At 49.1% G+C, this 21,628-nt stretch carries 21 protein-coding genes; 12 read left to right on the forward strand and 9 right to left on the reverse strand.

What is annotated here, in order from left to right:
- The first annotated feature begins 34 nt into the window (after positions 1–34).
- The gene (locus ACKTSG_RS03515) at positions 35–388 is read left to right on the forward strand and encodes a hypothetical protein (RefSeq protein ID WP_407892011.1); all 354 of its coding nucleotides are present in this window, start codon (positions 35–37) and stop codon (positions 386–388) included.
- Between the two features lie 75 nt (positions 389–463).
- Here ACKTSG_RS03515 and ACKTSG_RS03520 read toward each other — a convergent pair whose 3' ends face one another.
- A complete protein-coding gene (locus ACKTSG_RS03520; RefSeq protein ID WP_407892013.1) occupies positions 464–937 on the reverse strand; it encodes a hypothetical protein in 474 nt (157 codons plus the stop codon).
- A gap of 2 nt (positions 938–939) precedes the next feature.
- Positions 940–2,076, reverse strand: coding sequence for an AI-2E family transporter (locus tag ACKTSG_RS03525; RefSeq protein ID WP_407892015.1), 1,137 nt, complete (start codon positions 2,074–2,076; stop codon positions 940–942).
- A 291-nt stretch (positions 2,077–2,367) separates the two neighbouring features.
- On the opposite strand from ACKTSG_RS03525, the gene ACKTSG_RS03530 reads away from it, so the two are divergent.
- On the forward strand, positions 2,368–2,565 hold the full coding sequence (locus tag ACKTSG_RS03530) for a hypothetical protein (protein ID WP_407892017.1): 198 nt from the start codon (positions 2,368–2,370) through the stop codon (positions 2,563–2,565).
- A 330-nt stretch (positions 2,566–2,895) separates the two neighbouring features.
- On the opposite strand, the gene lexA is transcribed toward ACKTSG_RS03530, so the two are convergent.
- The 4 genes from lexA to ACKTSG_RS03550 form a co-directional block, all read right to left on the reverse strand.
- On the reverse strand, positions 2,896–3,522 hold the full coding sequence (gene lexA, locus ACKTSG_RS03535; RefSeq protein WP_407892019.1) for a transcriptional repressor LexA: 627 nt from the start codon (positions 3,520–3,522) through the stop codon (positions 2,896–2,898).
- Positions 3,523–3,702: 180 nt separating this feature from the next.
- The gene (locus ACKTSG_RS03540; protein WP_407892021.1) at positions 3,703–4,170 is read right to left on the reverse strand and encodes a hypothetical protein; all 468 of its coding nucleotides are present in this window, start codon (positions 4,168–4,170) and stop codon (positions 3,703–3,705) included.
- A gap of 16 nt (positions 4,171–4,186) precedes the next feature.
- Entirely contained in the window at positions 4,187–5,134 is a 948-nt protein-coding gene (locus ACKTSG_RS03545) for an AEC family transporter (RefSeq protein WP_407892023.1), read from the reverse strand.
- A gap of 141 nt (positions 5,135–5,275) precedes the next feature.
- Positions 5,276–6,148: a hypothetical protein gene (locus ACKTSG_RS03550; RefSeq protein ID WP_407892025.1), complete on the reverse strand. Its 873-nt coding sequence runs from the start codon at positions 6,146–6,148 to the stop codon at positions 5,276–5,278.
- A 120-nt stretch (positions 6,149–6,268) separates the two neighbouring features.
- On the opposite strand from ACKTSG_RS03550, the gene ACKTSG_RS03555 reads away from it, so the two are divergent.
- The gene (locus tag ACKTSG_RS03555; protein WP_407892027.1) at positions 6,269–7,201 is read left to right on the forward strand and encodes a magnesium transporter CorA family protein; all 933 of its coding nucleotides are present in this window, start codon (positions 6,269–6,271) and stop codon (positions 7,199–7,201) included.
- A 119-nt stretch (positions 7,202–7,320) separates the two neighbouring features.
- Here the strand turns inward: ACKTSG_RS03555 and ACKTSG_RS03560 are convergent, their stop codons facing one another.
- Positions 7,321–8,685 (reverse strand): class II fumarate hydratase, encoded by a 1,365-nt coding sequence (locus ACKTSG_RS03560; protein ID WP_407892029.1) that lies wholly within the window; start codon positions 8,683–8,685, stop codon positions 7,321–7,323.
- Between the two features lie 9 nt (positions 8,686–8,694).
- Entirely contained in the window at positions 8,695–9,573 is an 879-nt protein-coding gene (locus tag ACKTSG_RS03565) for a LysR family transcriptional regulator (RefSeq protein WP_407892031.1), read from the reverse strand.
- A gap of 102 nt (positions 9,574–9,675) precedes the next feature.
- Between ACKTSG_RS03565 and ACKTSG_RS03570 the strand changes: the two genes are divergently transcribed.
- Both ACKTSG_RS03570 and ACKTSG_RS03575 read left to right on the forward strand, forming a co-directional pair.
- Positions 9,676–11,337, forward strand: a complete 1,662-nt coding sequence (locus ACKTSG_RS03570) for a malolactic enzyme (protein ID WP_407892136.1) — start codon at positions 9,676–9,678, stop codon at positions 11,335–11,337.
- Positions 11,338–11,379: 42 nt separating this feature from the next.
- A complete protein-coding gene (locus tag ACKTSG_RS03575; protein ID WP_407892033.1) occupies positions 11,380–12,363 on the forward strand; it encodes an AEC family transporter in 984 nt (327 codons plus the stop codon).
- A 40-nt stretch (positions 12,364–12,403) separates the two neighbouring features.
- On the opposite strand, the gene ACKTSG_RS03580 is transcribed toward ACKTSG_RS03575, so the two are convergent.
- Positions 12,404–13,054, reverse strand: a complete 651-nt coding sequence (locus ACKTSG_RS03580; protein WP_407892035.1) for a YigZ family protein — start codon at positions 13,052–13,054, stop codon at positions 12,404–12,406.
- A gap of 12 nt (positions 13,055–13,066) precedes the next feature.
- Here ACKTSG_RS03580 and ACKTSG_RS03585 point away from each other — a divergent pair, with 12 nt between their 5' ends.
- The 7 genes from ACKTSG_RS03585 (at position 13,067) to ftsX (ending at position 21,614) form a co-directional block, all read left to right on the forward strand.
- Positions 13,067–14,317: a helicase-related protein gene (locus ACKTSG_RS03585; RefSeq protein WP_407892037.1), complete on the forward strand. Its 1,251-nt coding sequence runs from the start codon at positions 13,067–13,069 to the stop codon at positions 14,315–14,317.
- A gap of 2 nt (positions 14,318–14,319) precedes the next feature.
- Positions 14,320–14,988 (forward strand): ComF family protein, encoded by a 669-nt coding sequence (locus ACKTSG_RS03590; protein ID WP_407892039.1) that lies wholly within the window; start codon positions 14,320–14,322, stop codon positions 14,986–14,988.
- Between the two features lie 134 nt (positions 14,989–15,122).
- The gene (gene hpf, locus ACKTSG_RS03595; protein ID WP_407892041.1) at positions 15,123–15,668 is read left to right on the forward strand and encodes a ribosome hibernation-promoting factor, HPF/YfiA family; all 546 of its coding nucleotides are present in this window, start codon (positions 15,123–15,125) and stop codon (positions 15,666–15,668) included.
- A 211-nt stretch (positions 15,669–15,879) separates the two neighbouring features.
- Positions 15,880–18,243: a preprotein translocase subunit SecA gene (secA, locus tag ACKTSG_RS03600; protein WP_407892043.1), complete on the forward strand. Its 2,364-nt coding sequence runs from the start codon at positions 15,880–15,882 to the stop codon at positions 18,241–18,243.
- A gap of 482 nt (positions 18,244–18,725) precedes the next feature.
- Positions 18,726–19,842 (forward strand): peptide chain release factor 2 gene (gene prfB, locus ACKTSG_RS03605; protein WP_407892045.1). Its coding sequence is split into 2 segments (ribosomal slippage): positions 18,726–18,797 and positions 18,799–19,842, totalling 1,116 coding nucleotides; the frame shifts between segments, so codons are not numbered across the junction.
- A 208-nt stretch (positions 19,843–20,050) separates the two neighbouring features.
- Positions 20,051–20,737, forward strand: a complete 687-nt coding sequence (gene ftsE, locus ACKTSG_RS03610; protein WP_407892047.1) for a cell division ATP-binding protein FtsE — start codon at positions 20,051–20,053, stop codon at positions 20,735–20,737.
- Positions 20,727–21,614 carry a permease-like cell division protein FtsX gene (ftsX, locus tag ACKTSG_RS03615; RefSeq protein ID WP_407892049.1) on the forward strand — a complete coding sequence of 296 codons (888 nt, stop codon included), beginning with the start codon at positions 20,727–20,729 and terminating at the stop codon, positions 21,612–21,614. Before ftsE ends, ftsX begins: the two co-directional genes overlap by 11 nt.
- Positions 21,615–21,628: the final 14 nt, after the last annotated feature.

The following is a 21,628-nucleotide window of genomic DNA, read 5'->3' on the forward strand; positions in this document are numbered from 1 at the left end:
AACTGGTCACAGCTTGAATATTCGGAGGAAACCCATGTCTCATGCAAAAAGAAGCCACGCATACGGCTTATTCGTACTTTTAGTGATCGCTGCGGCGATTTTCAGTTGGATCGGCTGGTTTGCGACGAACCCCCAAAATCTGATGGCCAAAACTGCCACCATCAGCTTAGGCGTCGGCTTGGCAGTAGGCGTGTGGTTATTGGTGGGTTTGGATGCGTCATGTCAAACGCGCAAAGGCCGCTTTGGTGTCGATTTGGTGATCGGCGGCGCCATGATGTTATTGATCTATATTTTCATGTTGGGGTTGACCTTTGATTGGGTCTTCACCTTTGGCGCCATTGGCATCGTGGTGGTGTTATCCTTGTTATTTGCCGCTAGACGGATCTGATCGACAAAATCAAAACAGCTCTGCTTTGCGATTCAAAAATCGCGAAGCAGAGCTGTTTTTGTGCGCTTGATCAAGTTATTGGACGTGTTCGACGGCGATTTGAATATTTTCTGGGACCCGCGGGCGCAACACGGCAATCAAACTGGCCAAGTCGATGCGAAAAGTCATGCGCACAAAACGACGCGGATTCAAGCTGAAAATCGCCACGACCATTTGTCGACCATTCGGCAAGTCTAGTGGCGTCAAGGTGATCGCAGATAACTTGGTGTAAGGGATCACCCGCGAAAACACCCCAGTGGCGATCACGCGCGTCGGCGTCAAGCCAGAGTTGCCAGCCATGATCACCAAAGTAATGAAGGCGGCAGCAAACACGATGTAAGCGAAGCTGGTGGTGCCAGACGTGATCAACAGCGACGCTAAGATCCCTGCGAAAAACACTTGAAACATGGCATAGCCGCCGCGCACATCGATTTTATTTTGCCAATACAAGTAATACCCGCCGGCGATCAACATGCCGACGTCTAAAATGATGAAGAATATATCAATCATAGTTAATCCTTTCCATCGCTTGCGCTTGGATACAAGCCACTAGCTTGTTGATACCAATGAAACAAACGGGTGACAATGATCTTGATCACCGCAAAGCCTGGGATCCCTAAGATCACCCCGATCAAGCCGAATAAATTCCCGGCAGTCAACAATACCAATACGATCGTCAGCGGATGCATGGCTAACTTGGAGCCCATCACGAACGGCGAGATCAGTTGGGTTTCGATCACCCATTCCACAAAGAAGGTCACGATCACGGCAATCAGCATTTGCGGCGAAGTTGTCGCCCCCACGATCAGCGCCGGGATCATCGCTAGCGCCGAGCCGAAATAAGGGATCAAGTTCAACGGACCGGCGATCAAGCCTAATACCAACGCGAACTTCAAGCCGATCACTGAAAAGCCTACCATAAAAATGATCGCCACAGCCATGGCCACGGTCAATTGACCTTGGACATAAGAGCCGACTTTTTCGTTCATTTCATGCAAGGTATCACTTAAGCTGTGGCGCATGCGCGTCGGAAACAAGTTGACCACTAATGGTGCGAAGTGATCGCCGTCTTTTAATAAGAAGAACAAAATGATCGGCGCTGTGGCCACGGTGATCACCACGTTGCCGACGATGCCAAAGAAGTTCTGGATCCCAGTCACCGTACCTGACAACAAGGAGCCTTTTTTGCTGGAAAGGCTGGTCATCAGTTCTTTGCCAAATTGGTCCAAGTCGTGTTGGGAAATGAAGCTTTGGTTTTCGTTGAGATGCGTCAACCAATCGGTGAAACTTTGCCAATATTGCGGGTAGAACTTGACGATGTTGTTAAATTGCTGTTCGATCGGCGGCACCAGTTTGACGATTGCTAAAACCAACAGCCCTAATACCACAACAAACACCAAGGCAATAGCCAATAGGCGCTTGAAGCCATGTCGTTGTAAAAAGTTGACCAGCGGGTTGAGCAAATAAAACAACACGCCGGCTAAGATCAGCGGCGGGGCCACGATGCCGACAAATGAGCCCACTGGTTTGAAGATCCATGCGATCTGCGTAAAGATCCATAGCGCCAGTAGCACCAATAAGGCATTTAAGCAGCCCACAGTGAATTTACTATTGAGAAAACGGCGGTAGAATCGGGAATGATGATCCATTGTGACCTCCTTGAACGGGTTTGTACTATTAGTGTACCGAATCTAAACCAAATATGCGAATTTAGCCGGTGATCGTCATAATATGTTAGCGCTTACTAAAAAGCCTGTCAAATCAAGGATCTGGCGCTTCTGAATGTAAATTTGCTTTGTAAATTCACGATACAAAACCAGCAAACGCCGACATTAGGGCACCGAATGTAAAAATAATGTATAATTGAGCTTTACATTCGGAGAATTTCGCGTATACTATTAATCATAGCAAACCAAATGTGGTGGAAGGGAGTGTCATCAATGACATCAATTGAGATTATGAAATGGAGTTTACGGGTACTGATTTTGTTAACAGTTGTGCTGATGTTTACGCACATGGCAACTGTCGCGATTCTCTTGTTGGCCATCGATGTACACTTCGGCGTCTTCTATCTGATGACGCGTAACAAGTGTGATCGCCGCCAACTCAAACACATCCCGATGACGCATCGGATGTAAACTGTCGCTCACATCGCGCACCCAACCGTGCCGAATCGAGTAAGCCTGCTTCGGCAGGTTTTTTTGTGCATTCAAACGCGACGGGCTGTTCACCAACCACGACAATCGGCATCGACTAAAGATTGGCAGTTGTCACGTTGGTCTAAATGTTGAACGCGAAGATCAAGGTGAAAATACTGGCGCCCAAGTTGCCATGAGTAACGCCAGATGATCATCAAGACCAAAATGCGCCAAGATCAAGCAATCCCAACCAGTTCACTGGCCCAGCTCATAACGCAAACGGCTCTGCATCACGATCAAAGGATCGAGGCGCAGAGCCGAAAGGTGTTTTTAGTCGAGCATTGGCCGATATAAGCTGACCACGATGCCTAAGATCGTGACCGTGTCAAAATACATATCGGCCATATCATCATTTTCCGGGTGCAAGCGAATGCGCCCAGCTTCTTTATAGAAACGCTTAACGGTAGCTTCAGAATCTTCGGTCATGGCAACAACGACTTGACCATTTTCGGCATTTTGTTGTTTCTTGACGATGATCTGGTCGCCATCTAAAATGCCCATTTTGATCATGGAGTTCCCAGAAACCCGCAACATGAACAATTCGTCAGCGTCATAGCCGATGTCATCTGGCACTGGAAAGTAGTCGTCAATGTTTTGGATCGCAGTGATCGGCACCCCAGCGGCGACGGTCCCGACGATCGGAATGCCGCCATTGGTCACGCCGATATAATCGCGCCCAGCTTGCGTCAACATTAAAGTCCGCGGCTTGGTAGGATCTTTGGCCACTAAGCCGTTGTCTTCAAGCTTGACTAAATGTGCTGCCACAGTGCTGGAACTGGAAAGACCAACTGCCTTACCGATTTCACGTACAGTCGGCGGAAAGCCGCGATCTTCAATGGAGCTGTGGATGGTTTCGAGGATCTCTTGCCAACGTTTGTTCTTTTTTTCGGTAGGCATTAGGCCCACTCCTTTCGCGTATGCAACCTGTTTTGATTACTTACAGCGTACCAGAGCGAACAACTGTTTGCAAGATTTTTTCACTGGGAATTCGCGATTTCATGCGCTTTTGGCCGCTTGCATACACCGCTTTGGCAAAAAAACATTAAAAAAGTGCCAGCATCAGGCTGACACAGCAGTTTATGGTGTCAAGGTGCTTAAGTCATCGTTTTTCACCCGGCGGTAAATCGGACCATCAGGGAGTTGTTGCATGGCGGTTTTGGTCAACTTCTTGAAGCTGATGGTGCTTTGAGCGGCGTTTGGTTGTGCGGTGCCGCTAAACGTATAAGTCAAACCACTGATGGTGAGCTTGCCATTGAAGATCCCCGCTTGACTGGACGTGAAGTCTTCGCCATTGTGGCGGGTTTGGACATCCAGATAATAACCAGATGTGGAAGCGGTGAATTGCAACACTTGGTTATGATCGTCGCGATCAACAAAATAATGCCCAAGCAAATCGGCTTCTTTTGCTTTGAGTGGGGCAGGATGTTTTGGCTTATTAACTTGGATTTTGGTACTGGTTGAACTGGCTTTTTCTGGTTTTGGCGCCGCTTGGGCTTGGCATCCAGCCAAACTAAGCGCCAGCAACATGATCAATAATCCGCGCATTTGCTCACCTCTATGCTTAGTGTAGCACGCGCACGGCGATCATGACAATCGGGATCACCACCATGGAAAATAAAGTCGTCGCCGACACGGTGATCGACGCATTTGACGCATCAGCGCCATATAACTTGGCGACCACTGGGGCATTGGTCATCACTGGCATTGCCGATTGTAATAAGAAGACTTGCTTCATCAACAACGGCACTGGCGCGGCAAACACCAACAAGAACATAATGATCGGTGCAAAGACGAAGCGTCCGGCGAAGATCCCCAACAATTCTTTATTGAAGCGGATATTGCGCAAGCCGGCTTGATACATGCAAATGCCGATGAAAAACATGGAACCGGGAATGGTCAAGTTGCCGACATAATTCAGATCACTCATCAAGAAATCTGGCAGCTTGATCTTTAATAACACGAAGATCACCCCGACGATAAAGCCTAACAATGGTGGCGAGAACACTTTGCCTAAGACTTTCCTCAAGTCAAAATGTGCCGCATGCGGGCCATCGGCTTGGATCAAATACACCCCGATGGTCCAAAAAATCGTGGTGTTGGCCATGTAATACACCAGCACATAAGGCAATGATTTCGGTCCAAATAAGGCCATATTCACCGGTAAACCGATAAATACCGTATTGGAGTTGAAAAACATCGACTTAAATAAGCCGCGGCGGCCTTTAGGCACAGCTAGCGCGCGACACACGCCAAATGACAACCCAAATAAGATCGCCATGGACATCACTGGAAAGCGCAGATCCGGTAAAATCGTGGCCAGTTGTTTGGCGGAAAAGTCGCTGGTGATGGTCACGATCATGTAAGCTGGCAAGGCCACTTGGGTGACGACTTTGGCAATGATGCGGCTGGAGCGATCGTTGAACCAGCCAACTGCGGTCAACGCATAGCCAATGGCGATCAAGATCAAGATCTCTAAAACGCCGAAAACACTAGATAAGAATGCAGTCACAGTTGAGACTCCTTTAAGCAGTGGGATGAAAAACAATGTTTCTATTGTAGCACATGCCTTCAAAAGTTAAAATACGATTTGAAAACGATGAGAACGATTCGACAATAAAATAACCGAGCGCAGGCCTGGCGCTCGGTTGTTTTATTGTTCGATTTGGCCATCGCCATTAACGGTGACATACTGATTATCATGGGTTTGTTGATCGATCACGACAAAGGTGAAGTTATCACCTGTTTGCCCCATGGCAGTGATCGTATAATCCGAACTTGGATATTGTTGTTCCACGATCGCTTGGGCTTCGCTGACCGTCATTTTGCTGCTGGCATCACTGCTTGAAGTATCGTCGCTACTCGTGGCATCGCTGGTATCGTCGTCAGCGGTGCTTGATTCACCAGTTGTCTGGTGGCGGCTAGTTTGTTGGCTGATCGCCGCGGCGATGGTCGGAACTGTTTGTGACGTGTGCTTCAGCGATAACCTGGTGTTGACATACTCATAAGTGGTTTTGGATACGCGGTTATTTAAGACTTTGTTCAAGTAGCTAGGGTATGCCGCAATCTCTTGGCCATAACGGCTAGTGGCTTTGGCGCGGTGAGCGTTTTGCGCGGCTTTGCTGGCGTAGGTGAAAATCACCGCTTGTGTGCTTTTGAGTTTAAAGGTTTTGCGGCCAGTATAAGTTCCAGAATCCACGATCGTGCGCAGCGTTTGGCCTTGGATCTTGAGCTCGCGGCGATAGTGGCCGTTTGGGCGCAAACGTAAAGATACGCGCACATGCAGCTTTTCGCCGTCTGGATCTTTGGCGGCCCCATCAGCGCGCCAAGTACCACTGACGGTTTTGTTGGCTTGGTTGGTAGGCGTGGTGTCGATCACTTTGGTCACTGAGCTGGCATTGCTGTTGGGCCCAGAAACTTTGGCCCCGCGATAAATAAGAAACAACGTCGTGCTAGCGACAGCCACGATGATGATAATGAAAAGCCACAGGCCAAAATGCCGCCTGCGTCGTCTGCGTCGGCGCATAAGTTTCCTCCCCAAAGTCGATTGAATAACGTTCATTGTACCGCGTTTTTCTGAAAACGGCGGGATTCTTAAACATTTTTAATCCACTAAGCCGTGGTAAAATAGCGTTGAGGTGAGCGTATGCAAGCAAAATACACCATTGATGCGGGTCAAATTATTCAAAGCCCACAAGCTGTGCAGTGGTTGCGGGTAACCGACCCAAAACCTGACGAATTAGCGGCGCTGGATCGCCAGTATCATTTTCCTTTTGATTATTTACAAGCTGGCGTCGATCCGCATGAAGAACCACGAGTCGTCGGCGTGCGTGATGGTAGCGAGAAACCGGCTTTATTGGTGGTGCGCGTGCCAGTGGCGACAACCAACACCCAAGGCGATCGCGTTTATGAAACTGTGCCGCTGGCGTTGATGATGGTCGCGAGGCAGTTGGTGAGTGTTTCCGCCCAGCATTTGACTGTCGTTGACGACTTTATTGCCCAAACCCATGACATCGGCGACATCGAAGACCTAGCGTTGGCGCTGATGCAAGCGATCTTGTCAGCATTTGTGGCCGATGTCGACGAAATGGATCAGCAAACGCGTGCCATGGAATCGCGCTTGGCCACTGCCAGCCGCAATACTTTGTTATATGAGATCATCGCCTTGGAACGCAGCTTGGTGTATTTTGATGCGGCGTTAACTAAAACCCAAGATGTGGTGAAAAAGTTGGTGGCTTCGGCGCAATATTTCACCACGGATGAACATCTGTATCGCCTGCATGCGGTGAATGTCGAATGTAGCCAAGTGCTGATGGTGTGTGATTGCGCCCGCACGTTATTGGATCAATACAATACTGCAGTGTCGGCGATCGTGGGTAACAATTTGAATTTGATCATGAAAGTGTTGACCAGCGTGTCGATCATTATGACCATTCCGGCGATCGTATCTGGCATTTGGGGGATGAACACCTGGTTGCCATTTCGCCATGGGGTCAGTGGCTTTGCGATCATTTTGGCCGTGATGGGGATTTTATGTGGCAGTTGTGCTTGGCTATTGAAGAAAAAAGATTATTTCTAGATCATGAAAAGTCAATAACGTTTATGCAGACAAAAAAGGCGTCACGGCTAGTCAACGTTGGACTAGCCGTGACACCCAATCGGTATTTTGGACGCAAGATCAGTTGCAGACTCAAGCGATCACAATTCACATAGCGTCAGCGGATCGACCCATTGCGCATATTGGGCAGCAGTCACTTTACCGCTGGCAATGGCGGCAGCTTTTAGTGAGCTGCCGTTTTTTTGTGCAGTTTGGGCGATTTTGGCGCTGGCTTCATAGCCGATATGTGGCGACAAAGCCGTTACCAGCATCAAGGAGTTATCCACCAATTCGCGCATGTGGTGGGTATTGGCGCTTAAGCCTGCCACCAGCAAGCGGGTAAATTGGTCGATGCCGCCTGCCAGTAGCTCACAAGATTCTAAAAAGCTGGCAATGATTACCGGTTTGTAGACATTCATTTCAAAGTTGCCTTGGCTGTTGGCCACGCCAATCGTCACATCGTTGCCTAACACCCGCGTGGCGATCATGGTCAACGCTTCAGCTTGCGTGGGGTTGATCTTACCTGGCATGATCGAGCTGCCAGGTTCATTGGCCGGAATGGTCAACTCGCCATACCCACCGCGCGGACCTGATGCCAAAAAGCGAATATCATTGGCGATCTTCAGCAAATCTGTGGCCAAAGTTTTTAACGCACCGTGATTGACCGTTAATTCAGAATGCGCTGATAAGCCGTGAAATTTATTGGTCATCGCCACAAAAGGCGTGTGGGTGATCTTGGCGATGGTTTGCACCATTTGCGTGGTTTGTTCGACGGTGGTGTTCAACCCAGTGCCCACTGCGGTACCGCCTAAAGGCAAGGCCAACAATTGTGGCAATAACGTGGTTAAAGTGTCGGCATCTTGTTGTAAGGTGGCGACCCAGCCAGAAACTTCTTGGCCAAATGTCAACGGCGTCGCATCTTGTAAATGGGTGCGACCCAGTTTCACAGTGTGCCAATATTCGGTTTGTTTGGCGCGCAGCTGATCGATCAAGCTGGTCAAGGCCTGCAAAAGTGGTTGTCCAGCGGCATAAGCGGCCATATGCATGGCAGTGGGGAAGGTGTCGTTAGAACTTTGGCCGCAGTTGACATGATCGTTAGGCAATACGGTGGCATCGACAAACTCATTAGCTAAATGCGCCAGCACTTCATTGACGTTCATATTGGTTTGGGTGCCAGAGCCGGTTTGATAGATCCGCAAAGGGAAGTGATCAGCCAGCTCACGATCGCTAAACGCCAATAATTGTTTGGCCGCCTGTTGGATCGCTTCGCTGATGGGTTTAGCGACACTGCCAGTGTGGCCGTTGACCACAGCGGCAGCGAGTTTGACTTGGATCAAGCTGCGGATCACCGCCATGGGCATTTTGGGACCAGTGGCGAAATTATGGCGGGAGCGCTCAGTTTGGGGGCCCCACCACACTTGGTCTGGAATCTCAACTTCACCTAATGAATCGTGTTCAATGCGCATAATTGCCTCCTAAGCATGTTCATGTAATAACGTCATTAATTCTTTCATCGTCGGGCTCAACACTTGTCCGCGCCGTGTCACCACGGAAATGCTAAAGCGCGGTTGGCCAGATTCGCTTAAAGGCACGCAAGCTAAGTCATCAGCTGGTGTGACGGCAGTGCTGGCTAATAGCCCAATGCCAACGCCTGCGTGGATCATGGATTTTAACAAGGTGACATCTGGGGTGCGGTATACGACGCTGGGGTGGATGCCAGAAGCTTGCGTGAACCACTGCATGGCTTTGGTATGAACGAAACCTTCTGAAAAAGTCACAAAAGGCTCATCTGCCAGCTCTGAAAAACTGATCGCCTGGCGTTTGGCATTGGGGTGATCTTGCGGCATCACCGCCACGAAGCGATCATCTGCGACTGTATGGACATCCAGATCTGGCGCTTGCAAGGGCCCAGTGGCACCGAGTAAAGCCACGTCCAAATGCCCAGCGCGCAAGTCCGCCAATAAGTTGGCGCTACCCGCTTCAGTCGTTTTTAGCTCTGGCATCAAACCGCTGGCCACTAATTTTGGCGCGAGTTTGGGAAAATAAAAACTGCCAATGATCGGCGGTAACCCAAAGCGGATCTGGGGATGACGCAAGGCGCGCAGTTCTTTTTGGGCGAGTTTCAATTGTTTGCCGACCACATTGGCGCGCACATAAAGTTGCTCACCAGCAGGGGTGATGGTCAAGCGCCCGTGGCTTTGATCGCGGTCGATAAGCTGAATGGCAAATTGGCTTTCCAAGCGTTTCAACGCCATGGTGATTGTGGGTTGAGTGACGCCGAATTTTTTGGCGACTTGGGAAAAATTTTTTTCATCACAAAGCGCCACAAAATATTCTAAGTCGCGTGTATTCATTGTCCCGCCTCCTCATATCAATAAAGTTTATCACATCTGAGTCGTTTGACTATATTTTTTTGCGCAAGTTATGCTGTTAATCGTTAACAACCACAGGAGGAAATCGCAATGAAATATACTGCTCAACAATTATTACATGACCCATTTTTAAACAAAGGGACTGCCTTCACCCAAGCTGAACGCGACGCTTACGGGTTGAACGGCTTGCTGCCAAGTGCGATCCAATCCTTGAGCCAACAAGTCAAGCAAGCTTATGCTCAATATCAAAGCAAAAATGATAACTTACAAAAGCGCTTGTTTTTAATGCAATTGTTCAATACGAACCATGTGCTTTACTACAAGCTGTTTTCGGAACATATCGCAGAATTCATGCCAGTGGTTTATGACCCAACGATTGCTGACACCATTGAAAACTATTCCGCTTTGTTCATCGAACCGCAAAACGCCACTTACTTGTCCATTGACGCGCAAGATGATATCGAATCTGCGTTGCGTCGTTCCGCTAACGGCCGCGACATCCGCTTGTTAGTCGTGACGGACGCTGAAGGGATCTTAGGTATCGGCGACTGGGGCACGCAAGGTGTTGACATCGCTGTCGGGAAATTGATGGTTTACACTGCCGCTGCTGGTATCGACCCATCGCAAGTGTTACCAGTCGTTTTAGATGCAGGGACCAACAACGACGAGTTATTAAATGATGACTTATATCTTGGCAACCGCCACGAACGTGTTTATGGCGAAGCTTATCACGCATTTGTCGATAAGTTTGTGGCCACGGCTGAGAAGTTGTTCCCACGCTTGTACTTGCATTTTGAAGACTTCGGTCGCGCCAACGCCGCTGATATTTTAGATCAATACAAAAACCAGATCACCACATTTAATGATGATATCCAAGGCACTGGGATCATTGTGTTAGCCGGCATGCTTGGCGCGTTGAACATTTCCAAGCAAAAAATGACCGACCAAGTTTATATGAGCTTTGGTGCTGGGACTGCCGGTGCCGGCATTGCCGCTCGCGTTTATGAAGAATATTTACAACAAGGCATGGACCCCGAAGTTGCCAAAAAGCACTTCTATTTAGTTGATAAGCAAGGCTTGTTGTTTGATGATGACGATACCTTGACGCCAGCGCAAAAAGTGTTCGCTCGTTCGCGTTCAGAATTTGCCAACGCTGACGAATTGACTAGCTTAGAAGCCGCTGTTAAAGCAGTCCATCCAGATGTCTTAGTGGGCACGTCCACTCAACCTGGAACTTTCACTGAAAGCATCGTCAAGGAAATGGCTGCGCACACCAAGCGCCCGATCATTTTCCCATTGTCTAACCCAACCAAGTTAGCCGAAGCCAAAGCTGAAGATTTGATCAAGTGGACTGACGGCAAAGCCTTAGTTGCCACTGGGATCCCAGCCGCACCAGTTGAATACAACGGCGTCACTTATGAAATCGGCCAAGCCAACAATGCGTTGGTATACCCAGGCTTAGGTTTAGGCACGATCGCCGCCACTAGCAAGTTATTGTCTGATGACATGATCTCAGCTGCTGCGCACTCATTAGGCGGTATCGTTGATCCTGAATTAGCTGGGGCAGCCGTGTTGCCACCAGTGACGAAATTGGATCAATTCTCCAAAACTGTGGCGTTGGCTGTGGCTAATCAAGCCGTCAAAGATGGCTTGAATGAAGATGCCATTTCAGATGTTGAAAAAGCGGTCGCTGACATGCAATGGGTACCAGAATATCAACCATTAAACATCGAAATGGCTGACTAATATCGCCAAGACGCAACACCACAATTGAAGGGGGACGACAAAGTGACTGCTTTATACACTTCTGTCCAAAGTATTTTAACGATCGTTTTGATCATCGCTTTGGGGTACATTTTACAAAAAAAGGGCTGGTTTGATGAGGCCTTTGGCGGCACCATTTCCACATTATTGATGAAAGTGGCTTTGCCAGCATCGATTTTTATTTCCGTTTTGGAACGCTTGACCTTAAGCAAACTCGTCAGCATTGCCAGTGGCTTGGTTTACGGCTTTGGGGCCGTGATCTTAGGCTATATCGTGGCGTTTATTTTGGTCAAACTATTGAAAGTTCGGCCTGGTCGTCGAGGGACATTTATCAACATGTTCGTCAACGCCAACACGATCTTCATTGGCTTGCCATTGAACTTGGCTTTGTTTGGCGATAAAGCCACGCCGTTTTTCTTAACGTATTACGTGGTCAACACTGTGTCCACTTGGACGCTAGGCGCGTTTATCATGAGTTGGGATGATCCGACCAAAATTGCTGGTGTCGGTGAAAAGCAAGCCTTCAACTGGAAAAAGTTACTGCCTGCACCATTACTTGGGTTCTTAGTGGCTTTGGTCTTCTTGCTGTTGAACATTCCATTCGTCAATGTCGGCTGGTTGGGCTTTGCCAAAAATACGCTGGATTACGTGGGCTCATTAGTGACCCCGTTGTCATTGATCTATATCGGGATCATTTTGGCCAAAGCTGGGTTTGGCGCGATCAAATTCGACCGCGACTCTGTGGTCGCTTTGCTGGGTCGCTTCATCGTGGCGCCGCTGTTGATCACCGCGTTGATCTTGTTAGGGATTCATGCCGGCTTCAACGTGCCTTCACTTGAAGCCCAAACGTTGATCGTGCAAGCATCGGCACCAGGTTTGGCGGTATTGCCGATTTTGGCCAACCAAGCGCATGCGGATGAAGAATATGCCACCAACGTGGTCACTTTATCCACAGTGTTGTTTATCATTGTCGTACCGATCGTGATGATGCTGATCCAAGGTTTCTAACATGCCAAAATGGCATCGATTCACAAATAAAAACGTCGACTCATTGCGAGTCGGCGTTTTTTGTTGTGGTGACAGGGATCTCGATAAATTCGTCATCCCCGATAGTCATGCTCAATTGTCCAGAAAGTAGATCTGTGAGGTCATTTTGCAACGCTTTGAGCGCCGGTTGCGGCACACTGGTTTTAATTTCGACCCCAACGGCGTAAGTTATGGTCATCGGTAAGTGCTGGGCTTCGAGGAAATGTTGCACTGAGCCTAGCTGTGAATAACTGATGGCGATGGTGACTTGCGTTTGCATTCGCCGCTCGACGATGCCGACATGATTGACTGCGTTGACCACACTGTTGGCATAAGCGCGGATCAACCCACCAGCGCCGAGTTTGATGCCACCAAAATACCTGGTGGTAACGGCACACACATCATGTAGGCCCATTTCTTGCAAGGTTTTGAGCATTGGCACGCCGGCGGTTCCGCTAGGTTCGCCGTCATCGTTGGCGCGTTGGATGTGGTCGGTTTCGCCAAGGAGATAAACGGGGACGTTGTGGTTGGCTTTATAGTGCGTTTTTTTGACTTGGGTGATGAAAGCTTGCGCGTCTGCTTCTGAATGGATGCGCGCTAGTTGGGTGATGAAGCGGGATTTTTTAATGATCAGTTCGGCTTCACCGTTTGTTTGGATCGTACGATAAACCATAGGAGGCTCCTTATGCGATATGCGGGGATGCAACTACTTGATGTTGATAGTGATGACCTTAGTGTAGCACAAGCGGTCTTAGCGATGACGCCAGATGGCCGCTGTGTGCGCTGCGGCCAAAAACAAGCCATCAAGTTGCCGATCGGCGTGCGGTATTGTCCGGTATGTGTGAATCTAGGGCGGGTAGTCGAAGGACAGATGTTGTATCGATTTGCCGCGCCACACTTTGCGCCAACTCAGTCTTTGACTTGGCAAGGCGCATTGACACCGGCACAACAAGTCGCCAGCGATCAATTGTTAGCTTCAGTCAAAGCCAAACGTGAACATTTATTATGGGCAGTGACTGGCGCTGGAAAAACGGAAATGCTGTTTCCGTCGATTGCCCAAGTGTTAAATGCCGGCGGACGGGTGGGCATTGCCGCGCCGAGAATCGATGTGGTGCAAGAACTCGCCCCGCGGTTAGCGGAAGCGTTTGCGCACACGCCTATGGCGGTGCGCTATGGCGGCGCCCCTTGGCCCAAACGTGACGTGGCGCTGACCGTATTGACCACGCACCAATTGTTGCGGTATTACCATTGTTTTGATCTGTTGGTGATCGATGAAGTTGATGCGTTTCCTTTTGCTCGAGATCAAGCGTTGATGTATGCCGCCAAACAAGCCGTCGTCGGCAGTTTGGTGTGGCTAAGTGCCACGCCTTCAAAAGCGCTGTTGCAACAAGGCCGCAGTGGCAAAATCGGGTTAAGTACCTTGCCGCGGCGTTTTCATGGCCACCCTTTACCTGAGCCTAAACTGGCTTGGCTGAAAAAATCACGGCTACCCAACCAATTACCACCGCAACTGCTCGCCCAATTGAAAGCATCGATTGCAACGCATCGCGTGTTGTTGTTTGTACCAGACATCGATTGGCTCAAACCGATCACTCACGCCTTGCGCCAAGAGTTAGCCGTCAACGTTCAAAGTGTGCATGCCCAAGATGCACAGCGGCACGCGAAAGTGTTGGCGTTTCGGGCCGGTCAGATCCAAGTGATGGTCACCACCACGATTTTAGAGCGCGGGGTGACCATCCATCGCTGTGCGGTGATCGTGTTAGCCGCAGATTCGCCGCGATTTGGGCGCGACGCGTTGATCCAAATGGCTGGTCGCGCTGGCCGGGCGGCAGATTCGCCTGATGATCCGGTGTGGTTTTATAGCCAACATTTTACCCAGGCGATCCAAGCGGCCACGCAAACGATCCGCCAACTCAATCATATGAAAGCAGGATGAGTATGGCTTGTGTGTTATGTGGCCAAGCGCTCCAAGTGGATTGGTCGCTGGCCAAGATTTTTGCGCCTGGCTCGGTGCGACCCCCGCATTTATGTCGTGCGTGTTTGCGGCAATTTGAAAAAATCGACCCAGCCGGCGCGTGTCAAGGCTGTGGGCGCGCCGATTCGCCGCAGTTGTGTTATGACTGTCAGCGCTGGCAAAAAGCCGGCTATGAATTGTTGCATCATCGCGCCGTGTTTCAATATAACGCCGCGATGAAGGCATTTATCGAACAATACAAAGGCTTAGGGGATTGGCGGTTGCATGTGGCGTTTCAAGATCAACTGCAAGTTAACGCCAGGCGCGCGGCTTTGGTGCCGATCCCAACTGAAGCCGGGCATTATCAACGTCGGGGGTTTGATCCGGTGTTAGGGTTGTTTGGTCATTTACCGCTACATCAGTGGCTGACAAAAGCCGAAACGCCAGTACCGCAAGCGCAAAAAAATCGCGCCGGTCGGCTACTGACGCCGCAAAGCTTTGCAGTGAAGGGCACCGCCGAGTTTGCGCAAGTTTCACAAATCGTTTTGTTGGATGATCTCTACACCACCGGGCGCACGCTGTATCATGCTGCGAACGCGTTCAAAGCGGCAGGATTTCATGGAAAAATCACCAGTTATTCCCTAATTAGATGAATAATTCACAGCTTTTTGGTTTGTACATCGGCACCCAGTTCGGTATAATGTAGGTAGAGGTTGGAAGGGTTCTCAAAGGCCCACCAACCAGGCGCTGTGCATCATCACAGCGTTGATGAAAGGGGAGAAGTGTCATGCTAACATACAACGTTCGTGGCGAAAATATTGAGGTCACTGATGCCATTCGGGCTTACGTCGAAAAGCGCATTAGCAAACTCAACAAGTTTTTTGATAACTCGGTTCAAGCGATCGCGCATGTGAATTTGAAAGTTTACCCCGACAAGACGGCTAAAGTTGAAGTGACGATCCCGCTGTCTTATCTCACCTTGCGCGCCGAAGAAACTAGCCCTGATCTGTATGCCAGCGTTGACTTGGTTACCGACAAGCTCGAACGCCAAGTGCGCAAGTACAAGACCAAGATCAACCGCAAGTCCCGCGAAAAAGGGCTCGCCCCGATCCAAGTGGACGCTGCTGAAGAAGAAAATGTGCCAGAAGACGACTTACAAGTGGTGCGCACCAAGCGCGTTTCCTTGAAGCCGATGGATTCTCAAGAAGCAATTTTGCAAATGGATATGCTTGGCCACAACTTCTTCATTTTTGAAGATGCTGAAACTTCCGGCACCAGCATTGTCTACAAGCGCCGCGATGGCCGTTATGGCCTGATCGAAACTGACGAATAATAATGGAAAAGGGCTGCCGCGGCAGCTCTTTTTTTGTCGGATGACATTGATGCCGGTTGGCAGGCAAGACAAATGCGGCGGCGAGTGCTTTTTTATGCTCGCCCCGTTTTCAATTGTGGCAATCAATGCTAGAATAATGAAGATACTGTCAGTCAGTGTACACTCTTGTCGGGTCGCACCCGGCAAATCGTGACAGAAGGGAATTTAATTAATGGCTAATCCACTTAGAAAATGGGTCGAAAACGATAAACGCGAAGTCAACCGCATCGGTAAGATCGCCGATAAAGTGATCGCGCATGAAGACGAAATGGCGGCTTTGTCCGACGAGGAATTACAAGCAAAAACGCCAGCATTCAAAAAGCGCTTACAAAATGGAGAAACGCTTGATGACATTTTGCCAGAAGCGTTTGCCGCAGTACGTGAAGGCGCCAAGCGGGTCTTGGGGTTGTTTCCATTTAGAGTGCAGATCATCGGTGGGATCACCTTGCATGAAGGCAACATTGCCGAAATGAAAACTGGTGAAGGGAAAACCTTGACTGCGACGATGCCAGTTTACTTAAACGCCTTAGCCGGACATGGCGTGCATGTGGTCACGGTCAACGAATACCTCAGTGCGCGTGATGCCACGGAAATGGGCGAATTGTACAACTGGATGGGCCTTTCTGTAGGTTTGAACACCCATGAGAAGTCCTCTGATGAAAAGCGTGAAGCTTATAACGCCGACATCACCTATTCCACCAACGCGGAATTAGGCTTTGACTATTTGCGTGACAACATGGTCGTGTACAAACAACAAATGGTTCAACGCGAATTGAACTTTGCCATTGTCGATGAAGTGGACTCGATTTTGATCGATGAAGCTCGGACGCCTTTGATCATTTCCGGCGGTGCCGAAAAGTCTAACGGTTTATACATTCGTGCTGATCGTTTCGTCAAGACCTTAAAAGAAGAAGACGACTACAAAATCGACTGGCCAACTAAAACCATTGCCTTAACGGAAAATGGGATCCGCAAAGCGGAAAAAACGTTTGGCTTGAAGAACTTGTATGACACTGAAAACACTGCGTTGACCCACCATATGGATCAAGCGCTGCGGGCCAATTACATCATGCTCAAAGATATCGACTACATGGTCAAAGACGGTGAAGTCTTGATCGTTGATTCCTTTACTGGGCGCGCGATGGAAGGCCGGCGCTTTTCTGATGGGTTGCATCAAGCGATCGAAGCCAAAGAAGGCGTTGAGATCCAAGATGAAAACCAAACCATGGCGACTATCACCTATCAGAACTTCTTTCGGATGTACAACAAACTTTCTGGGATGACTGGGACGGCGAAGACTGAAGAAGAAGAATTCCGCGAGATCTACAACATGAACGTGTTGACGATCCCGACGAACCGGCCGATCGCCCGTGTCGACATGCCAGACATTTTGTACCCGACATTGGATTCTAAATTCAAAGCCGTCACCGAAGACATTAAAGCACGCCATGCCAAAGGCCAACCGATCTTAGTCGGCACTGTGGCAATCGAATCGTCTGAACGTTTAAGCAAAATGCTTGACGATGAAGGCATTCCACATTCTGTTTTGAACGCCAAAAACCATGCCCGCGAAGCTGAGATCGTCATGAACGCCGGCCAACGCGGCGCCGTTACCATCGCCACGAACATGGCTGGGCGGGGGACTGATATCAAACTCGGCCCTGGCGTCAAAGAAGTCGGCGGCTTGGCAGTCATCGGCACTGAACGGCATGAATCTCGCCGTATCGATAACCAGCTGCGTGGCCGTTCTGGTCGTCAAGGTGATCCGGGTTATACCCAGTTTTACTTGTCGTTGGAAGATGATTTAATGAAGCGGTTTGGTTCAGATCGGATTAAAGCAATGTTAGATCGCTTCAAACTCGAAGACGACGACCAAGTGATCCGCTCGCGCATGATTTCACGCTCAGTTGAATCTGCGCAAAAACGAGTTGAAGGTAATAACTACGATACCCGTAAAAACACCTTGCAATATGATGATGTGATGCGGGAACAACGTGAAGTCATTTACAAGCAACGCCAACAAGTGATCAACGAAGACGAAACGTTAAAGCCTGTTTTGATGGCGATGATCGACCGTTGCATCACCCGGATCGTGCAGCTGCATACTCAAGGCGAACAAAGCAAGTGGGAACTTGATAAGATCTATGACTATGTTACCAGCAACATGGTGCCAAGCGATCAAGTCGCAACTAACGCTTTTGACAACTTGAGTCAAGATCAGATCATCGACAAAATCGAAGGTTTGGCTGAAGCCAACTACGATGAGAAGCTCAAGCAATTAGGCGACCAAGCCCAAATGCTTGAATTTGAAAAAGTCGTGATCTTACGGGTGGTCGATTCCTTATGGACTGATCACATTGATGTATTGGATCAATTGCGTCAATCTGTTGGCTTACGTGGCTATGGTCAAATGAACCCGTTAGTCGAATACCAAGAAGAAGCTTATGCCATGTTTGAAGAAATGATCGCGCACATGGATGAAGACGTAACCCGTCTGTTCATGAAAGCCGAGATCCGTCAAAACATTCGCCGTTGATCCTCCCAAAAGACCGGGCATGCCCGGCCTTTTGCATTCAGTGAAGAAACGTGGCGTCCAGATCTTCTCGGTTCATGGTGATCACTGATTTGAGAAATCAATGGCGTTGTGGTGAACTGGCGCCACTGCGGAAAACTGGCCAAGTTGCCGTGCGGCCGGCTTCAGAAATCGGCAAAAGGCGCCGATGTTCTTACGCCTAGATTTTGAACCAGCAAAACCCGCTGTTTCAAAATCTGCCGGTGAAATCTGCGCATGCCGCCAAAGTTCGGCGTCATCCTTGATTTCACGGTCACGGCAATTGGCCAGTTTTCCTTCGTTATGCCAATTTTCTTACCCCTCTGCGGGCACTCGGTAGTGGCCATTGATGGCGCCAACAGTAGTGGCAATTCAGGTATTTCTTTAGCGTGGCTCATGTAAGCTGATCGGCGTGATCGCGATCAGCTTTGAAACTAGTTTGATCATATTCAAAAGGAGAATTCTGTATGGAAATCGCAGAAGCGCGCAATACGCTTGCGCAATTACGCACCAAAATAAATCAATTCAGGGGGTCTCTTTGACCTCGATGCCTTGAATGAACGGATTTCAGAAAATGAAGGCCGCATGGCTGAACCGGATTTTTGGAATGACCGTGAAGCGGCCCAAAAAGTGATCGATGCCAATAACATTTTGAAAACCAAGCATGATAATTTTTATGCTTTGGCAGATCAATTAGATGACTTGGATGTGTCGTTGGAGTTGTTGCAAGAAGAGCCTGATGCCGATATGCAACAAGAGTTGGAAGCTGGCATTCACGACCTTGAAGAAAAAATGAACACCTACGAAATGGCGTTGTTGCTCAATGGCCAATATGATGCCAACAATGCCATTTTGGAAATCCATCCTGGAGCTGGCGGTACCGAAGCGCAAGATTGGGGTGCCATGTTGCTGCGGATGTATCAACGCTGGGCAGACCAAAACGGCTTTAAAGTCGAAGTGGCTGATTATTTGGCTGGGGATGAAGCTGGCTTGAAATCCGTCACACTGTTGGTCAACGGGCAAAATGCATACGGCATGTTGCGCGGCGAAAAAGGGGTTCATCGTCTGGTGCGGATTTCACCATTTGATTCTGCTGGCCGCCGCCATACTAGCTTTGCCAGTGTGGATGTCATGCCTGAGCTGGACAATTCCATCGAGATCGATATTCGGCCAGAAGACATCAAAATGGAAGTCTTCCGCTCTAGTGGTGCTGGTGGTCAGCATATTAACAAAACCAGTTCTGCGGTGCGCTTGATCCATATCCCAACTGGCATCGTGGTATCCAGCCAAGCGCAACGTTCACAATTTCAAAACAAAGATACGGCCATGGGCATGTTGAAAGCCAAGTTGTATCAACGCGAACAAGAGATCAAAGCCAAAGAAGCTGCCGCAATCAAAGGCACCCAAATGGATGTGGCATTTGGTTCGCAGATCCGCTCGTATGTATTCCATCCTTATACCATGGTCAAAGATCACCGTTCCAATTATGAAACCGGCAATGGCCAAGCGGTAATGGATGGCGATCTCAATCCTTTCATTTACGCCTATTTACAATGGCAATTGTCCACTGAAAACCCTGATTAACTAAAAATAGCGCGTACTAAGAAAGTTTGCTTCGCGCTCAAGACGTGGTTTACAGGAGCTTGAAGTTGGCCGCCACGGCGCCAGTTATCCCGTTTGTCACATGACACCTTTGTGACAAACGCTTTTGTAACGTCAATGCAATGCTGTTGTTGTATACGCCTGTTATACTGGTCGCAGTGAAAAAAACCTGATTAAGGAGAATCGTGACATGATTCAGATGAAAAACGTGATGATGAAGTATGATAACGGCGTCGTCGCGATGAAAGATTTGAACCTCAAAGTCGATCCTGGCGAATTCGTCTATGTGATCGGTCCTAGTGGTGCCGGCAAGTCAACGTTTATCAAAATGCTTTATCATGAACTGACCCCAGCTGAAGGGGACATTGTGATCAACAATTATGATTTTGCGACCATGAAACCTTCAGAAGTGCCGTATATGCGCCGCTTGATCGGGATCGTGTTCCAAGACTTCAAGTTGTTGCCGCGCTTGACGGTTTATGAAAATGTCGCCTATGCGATGCAAGTGATCGAAACGCCTGATAAAGACATTCGCCCACGGGTTTTGGAAGTGTTGAAGTTGGTGGGCTTGGAACAAAAGCTACGCCGTTTCCCTTCAGAATTATCTGGTGGTGAACAACAACGTGTTTCCATTGCCCGCGCCATCGTCAACAAGCCGCAAGTGGTGATCGCCGATGAACCGACAGGGAACTTGGATCCAGAAACTGCCGAAGGGATCATGGAGATCTTGGAAAAAGTCCATGCCAATGGCACGACGGTGATCATGGCCACGCATAACCAACAAATGGTCGACGAACATCGTCACCGCGTGTTGGAAATTGCTGGCGGCCGCTTGATCCGTGACGATAAAGAAGGGAGTTACGACAGTGAAGCCTAATGTCTTAAAGCGACACCTCAAAGACTCCTGGAAGTCCTTGCGGCGTAACGGTTGGATGTCTGTGGCCGCAGTTTCTGCAGTCACTGTGACGTTATTGTTAGTTGGGATCTTCATGGCGCTGTTGATTAATGTGTCGCGCATTTCGACCCAAGTGGAAAATGATGTGCGCGTACGCGTGTATGTGGACCGCGGTACCAAAAAGGCCCAAGAAGCCAAGCTGGAAAAGCAGATCAAAGCCTTGCCTGACGTCAAAACGGTCAAGTATCGTTCTGCCAAAACGGAACTGGATACCATCGTCGGTAGTTACGGCTCGCAATGGAAAATGTTTTCTGGCGACAAGAACCCGTTGAACAACGTGTTCTTAGTGGATACCAAAAATCCTAAAGCCACCATTAAAGTGGCCAAAAAAGCCGAAAAACTCAAACATGTTTCTGAAGCCTCTTATGGTGGCTCCACTGCCAAGAAGTTATTCAAGACTGTCGATACCATTCAACATTGGGGCGTCGGGTTCACCATTTTACTGCTGTTTGTGGCGGTATTCTTGATCTCCAACACGATTCGCATCACGATCTTATCGCGTGCTGATGAAATCGGGGTCATGCGCTTAGTTGGGGCCACCAACGGCTACATTCGCTGGCCATTCTTGCTCGAAGGCGCTTGGACTGGCTTGTTGGGGTCATTGATCCCAATGCTGGTGGTGGATATCGGCTACGGTTTGGTTTACTCCAATGCCGGATTGACCACTGCGGCTAATGGCTACTCACTGTTTCCAACCATGCCGTTTCTGTTTTGGCTCGATGTGGCGTTAGCTGCCATCGGGATCATTATCGGGGCGTTAGGATCAGTGGTTTCCATGCGTCGCTTCTTAAAGATCTAAATCAACTGTTGGCC

The organism is Lacticaseibacillus salsurae, from assembly GCF_045862175.1.
Lineage (GTDB): Bacteria > Bacillota > Bacilli > Lactobacillales > Lactobacillaceae > Lacticaseibacillus > Lacticaseibacillus salsurae.

Coding starts and splice junctions, on each gene's coding strand:
- ACKTSG_RS03515 (WP_407892011.1), top strand. CDS start 35: ATGTCTCATGCAAAAAGAAGCCACGCATACGGCTTATTCGTACTTTTA.
- ACKTSG_RS03520 (WP_407892013.1), bottom strand. CDS start 937: ATGATTGATATATTCTTCATCATTTTAGACGTCGGCATGTTGATCGCC.
- ACKTSG_RS03525 (WP_407892015.1), bottom strand. CDS start 2,076: ATGGATCATCATTCCCGATTCTACCGCCGTTTTCTCAATAGTAAATTC.
- ACKTSG_RS03530 (WP_407892017.1), top strand. CDS start 2,368: ATGACATCAATTGAGATTATGAAATGGAGTTTACGGGTACTGATTTTG.
- lexA (WP_407892019.1), bottom strand. CDS start 3,522: ATGCCTACCGAAAAAAAGAACAAACGTTGGCAAGAGATCCTCGAAACC.
- ACKTSG_RS03540 (WP_407892021.1), bottom strand. CDS start 4,170: ATGCGCGGATTATTGATCATGTTGCTGGCGCTTAGTTTGGCTGGATGC.
- ACKTSG_RS03550 (WP_407892025.1), bottom strand. CDS start 6,148: ATGCGCCGACGCAGACGACGCAGGCGGCATTTTGGCCTGTGGCTTTTC.
- ACKTSG_RS03555 (WP_407892027.1), top strand. CDS start 6,269: ATGCAAGCAAAATACACCATTGATGCGGGTCAAATTATTCAAAGCCCA.
- ACKTSG_RS03560 (WP_407892029.1), bottom strand. CDS start 8,685: ATGCGCATTGAACACGATTCATTAGGTGAAGTTGAGATTCCAGACCAA.
- ACKTSG_RS03565 (WP_407892031.1), bottom strand. CDS start 9,573: ATGAATACACGCGACTTAGAATATTTTGTGGCGCTTTGTGATGAAAAA.
- ACKTSG_RS03580 (WP_407892035.1), bottom strand. CDS start 13,054: ATGGTTTATCGTACGATCCAAACAAACGGTGAAGCCGAACTGATCATT.
- ACKTSG_RS03585 (WP_407892037.1), top strand. CDS start 13,067: ATGCGATATGCGGGGATGCAACTACTTGATGTTGATAGTGATGACCTT.
- ACKTSG_RS03590 (WP_407892039.1), top strand. CDS start 14,320: ATGGCTTGTGTGTTATGTGGCCAAGCGCTCCAAGTGGATTGGTCGCTG.
- hpf (WP_407892041.1), top strand. CDS start 15,123: ATGCTAACATACAACGTTCGTGGCGAAAATATTGAGGTCACTGATGCC.
- secA (WP_407892043.1), top strand. CDS start 15,880: ATGGCTAATCCACTTAGAAAATGGGTCGAAAACGATAAACGCGAAGTC.
- ftsE (WP_407892047.1), top strand. CDS start 20,051: ATGATTCAGATGAAAAACGTGATGATGAAGTATGATAACGGCGTCGTC.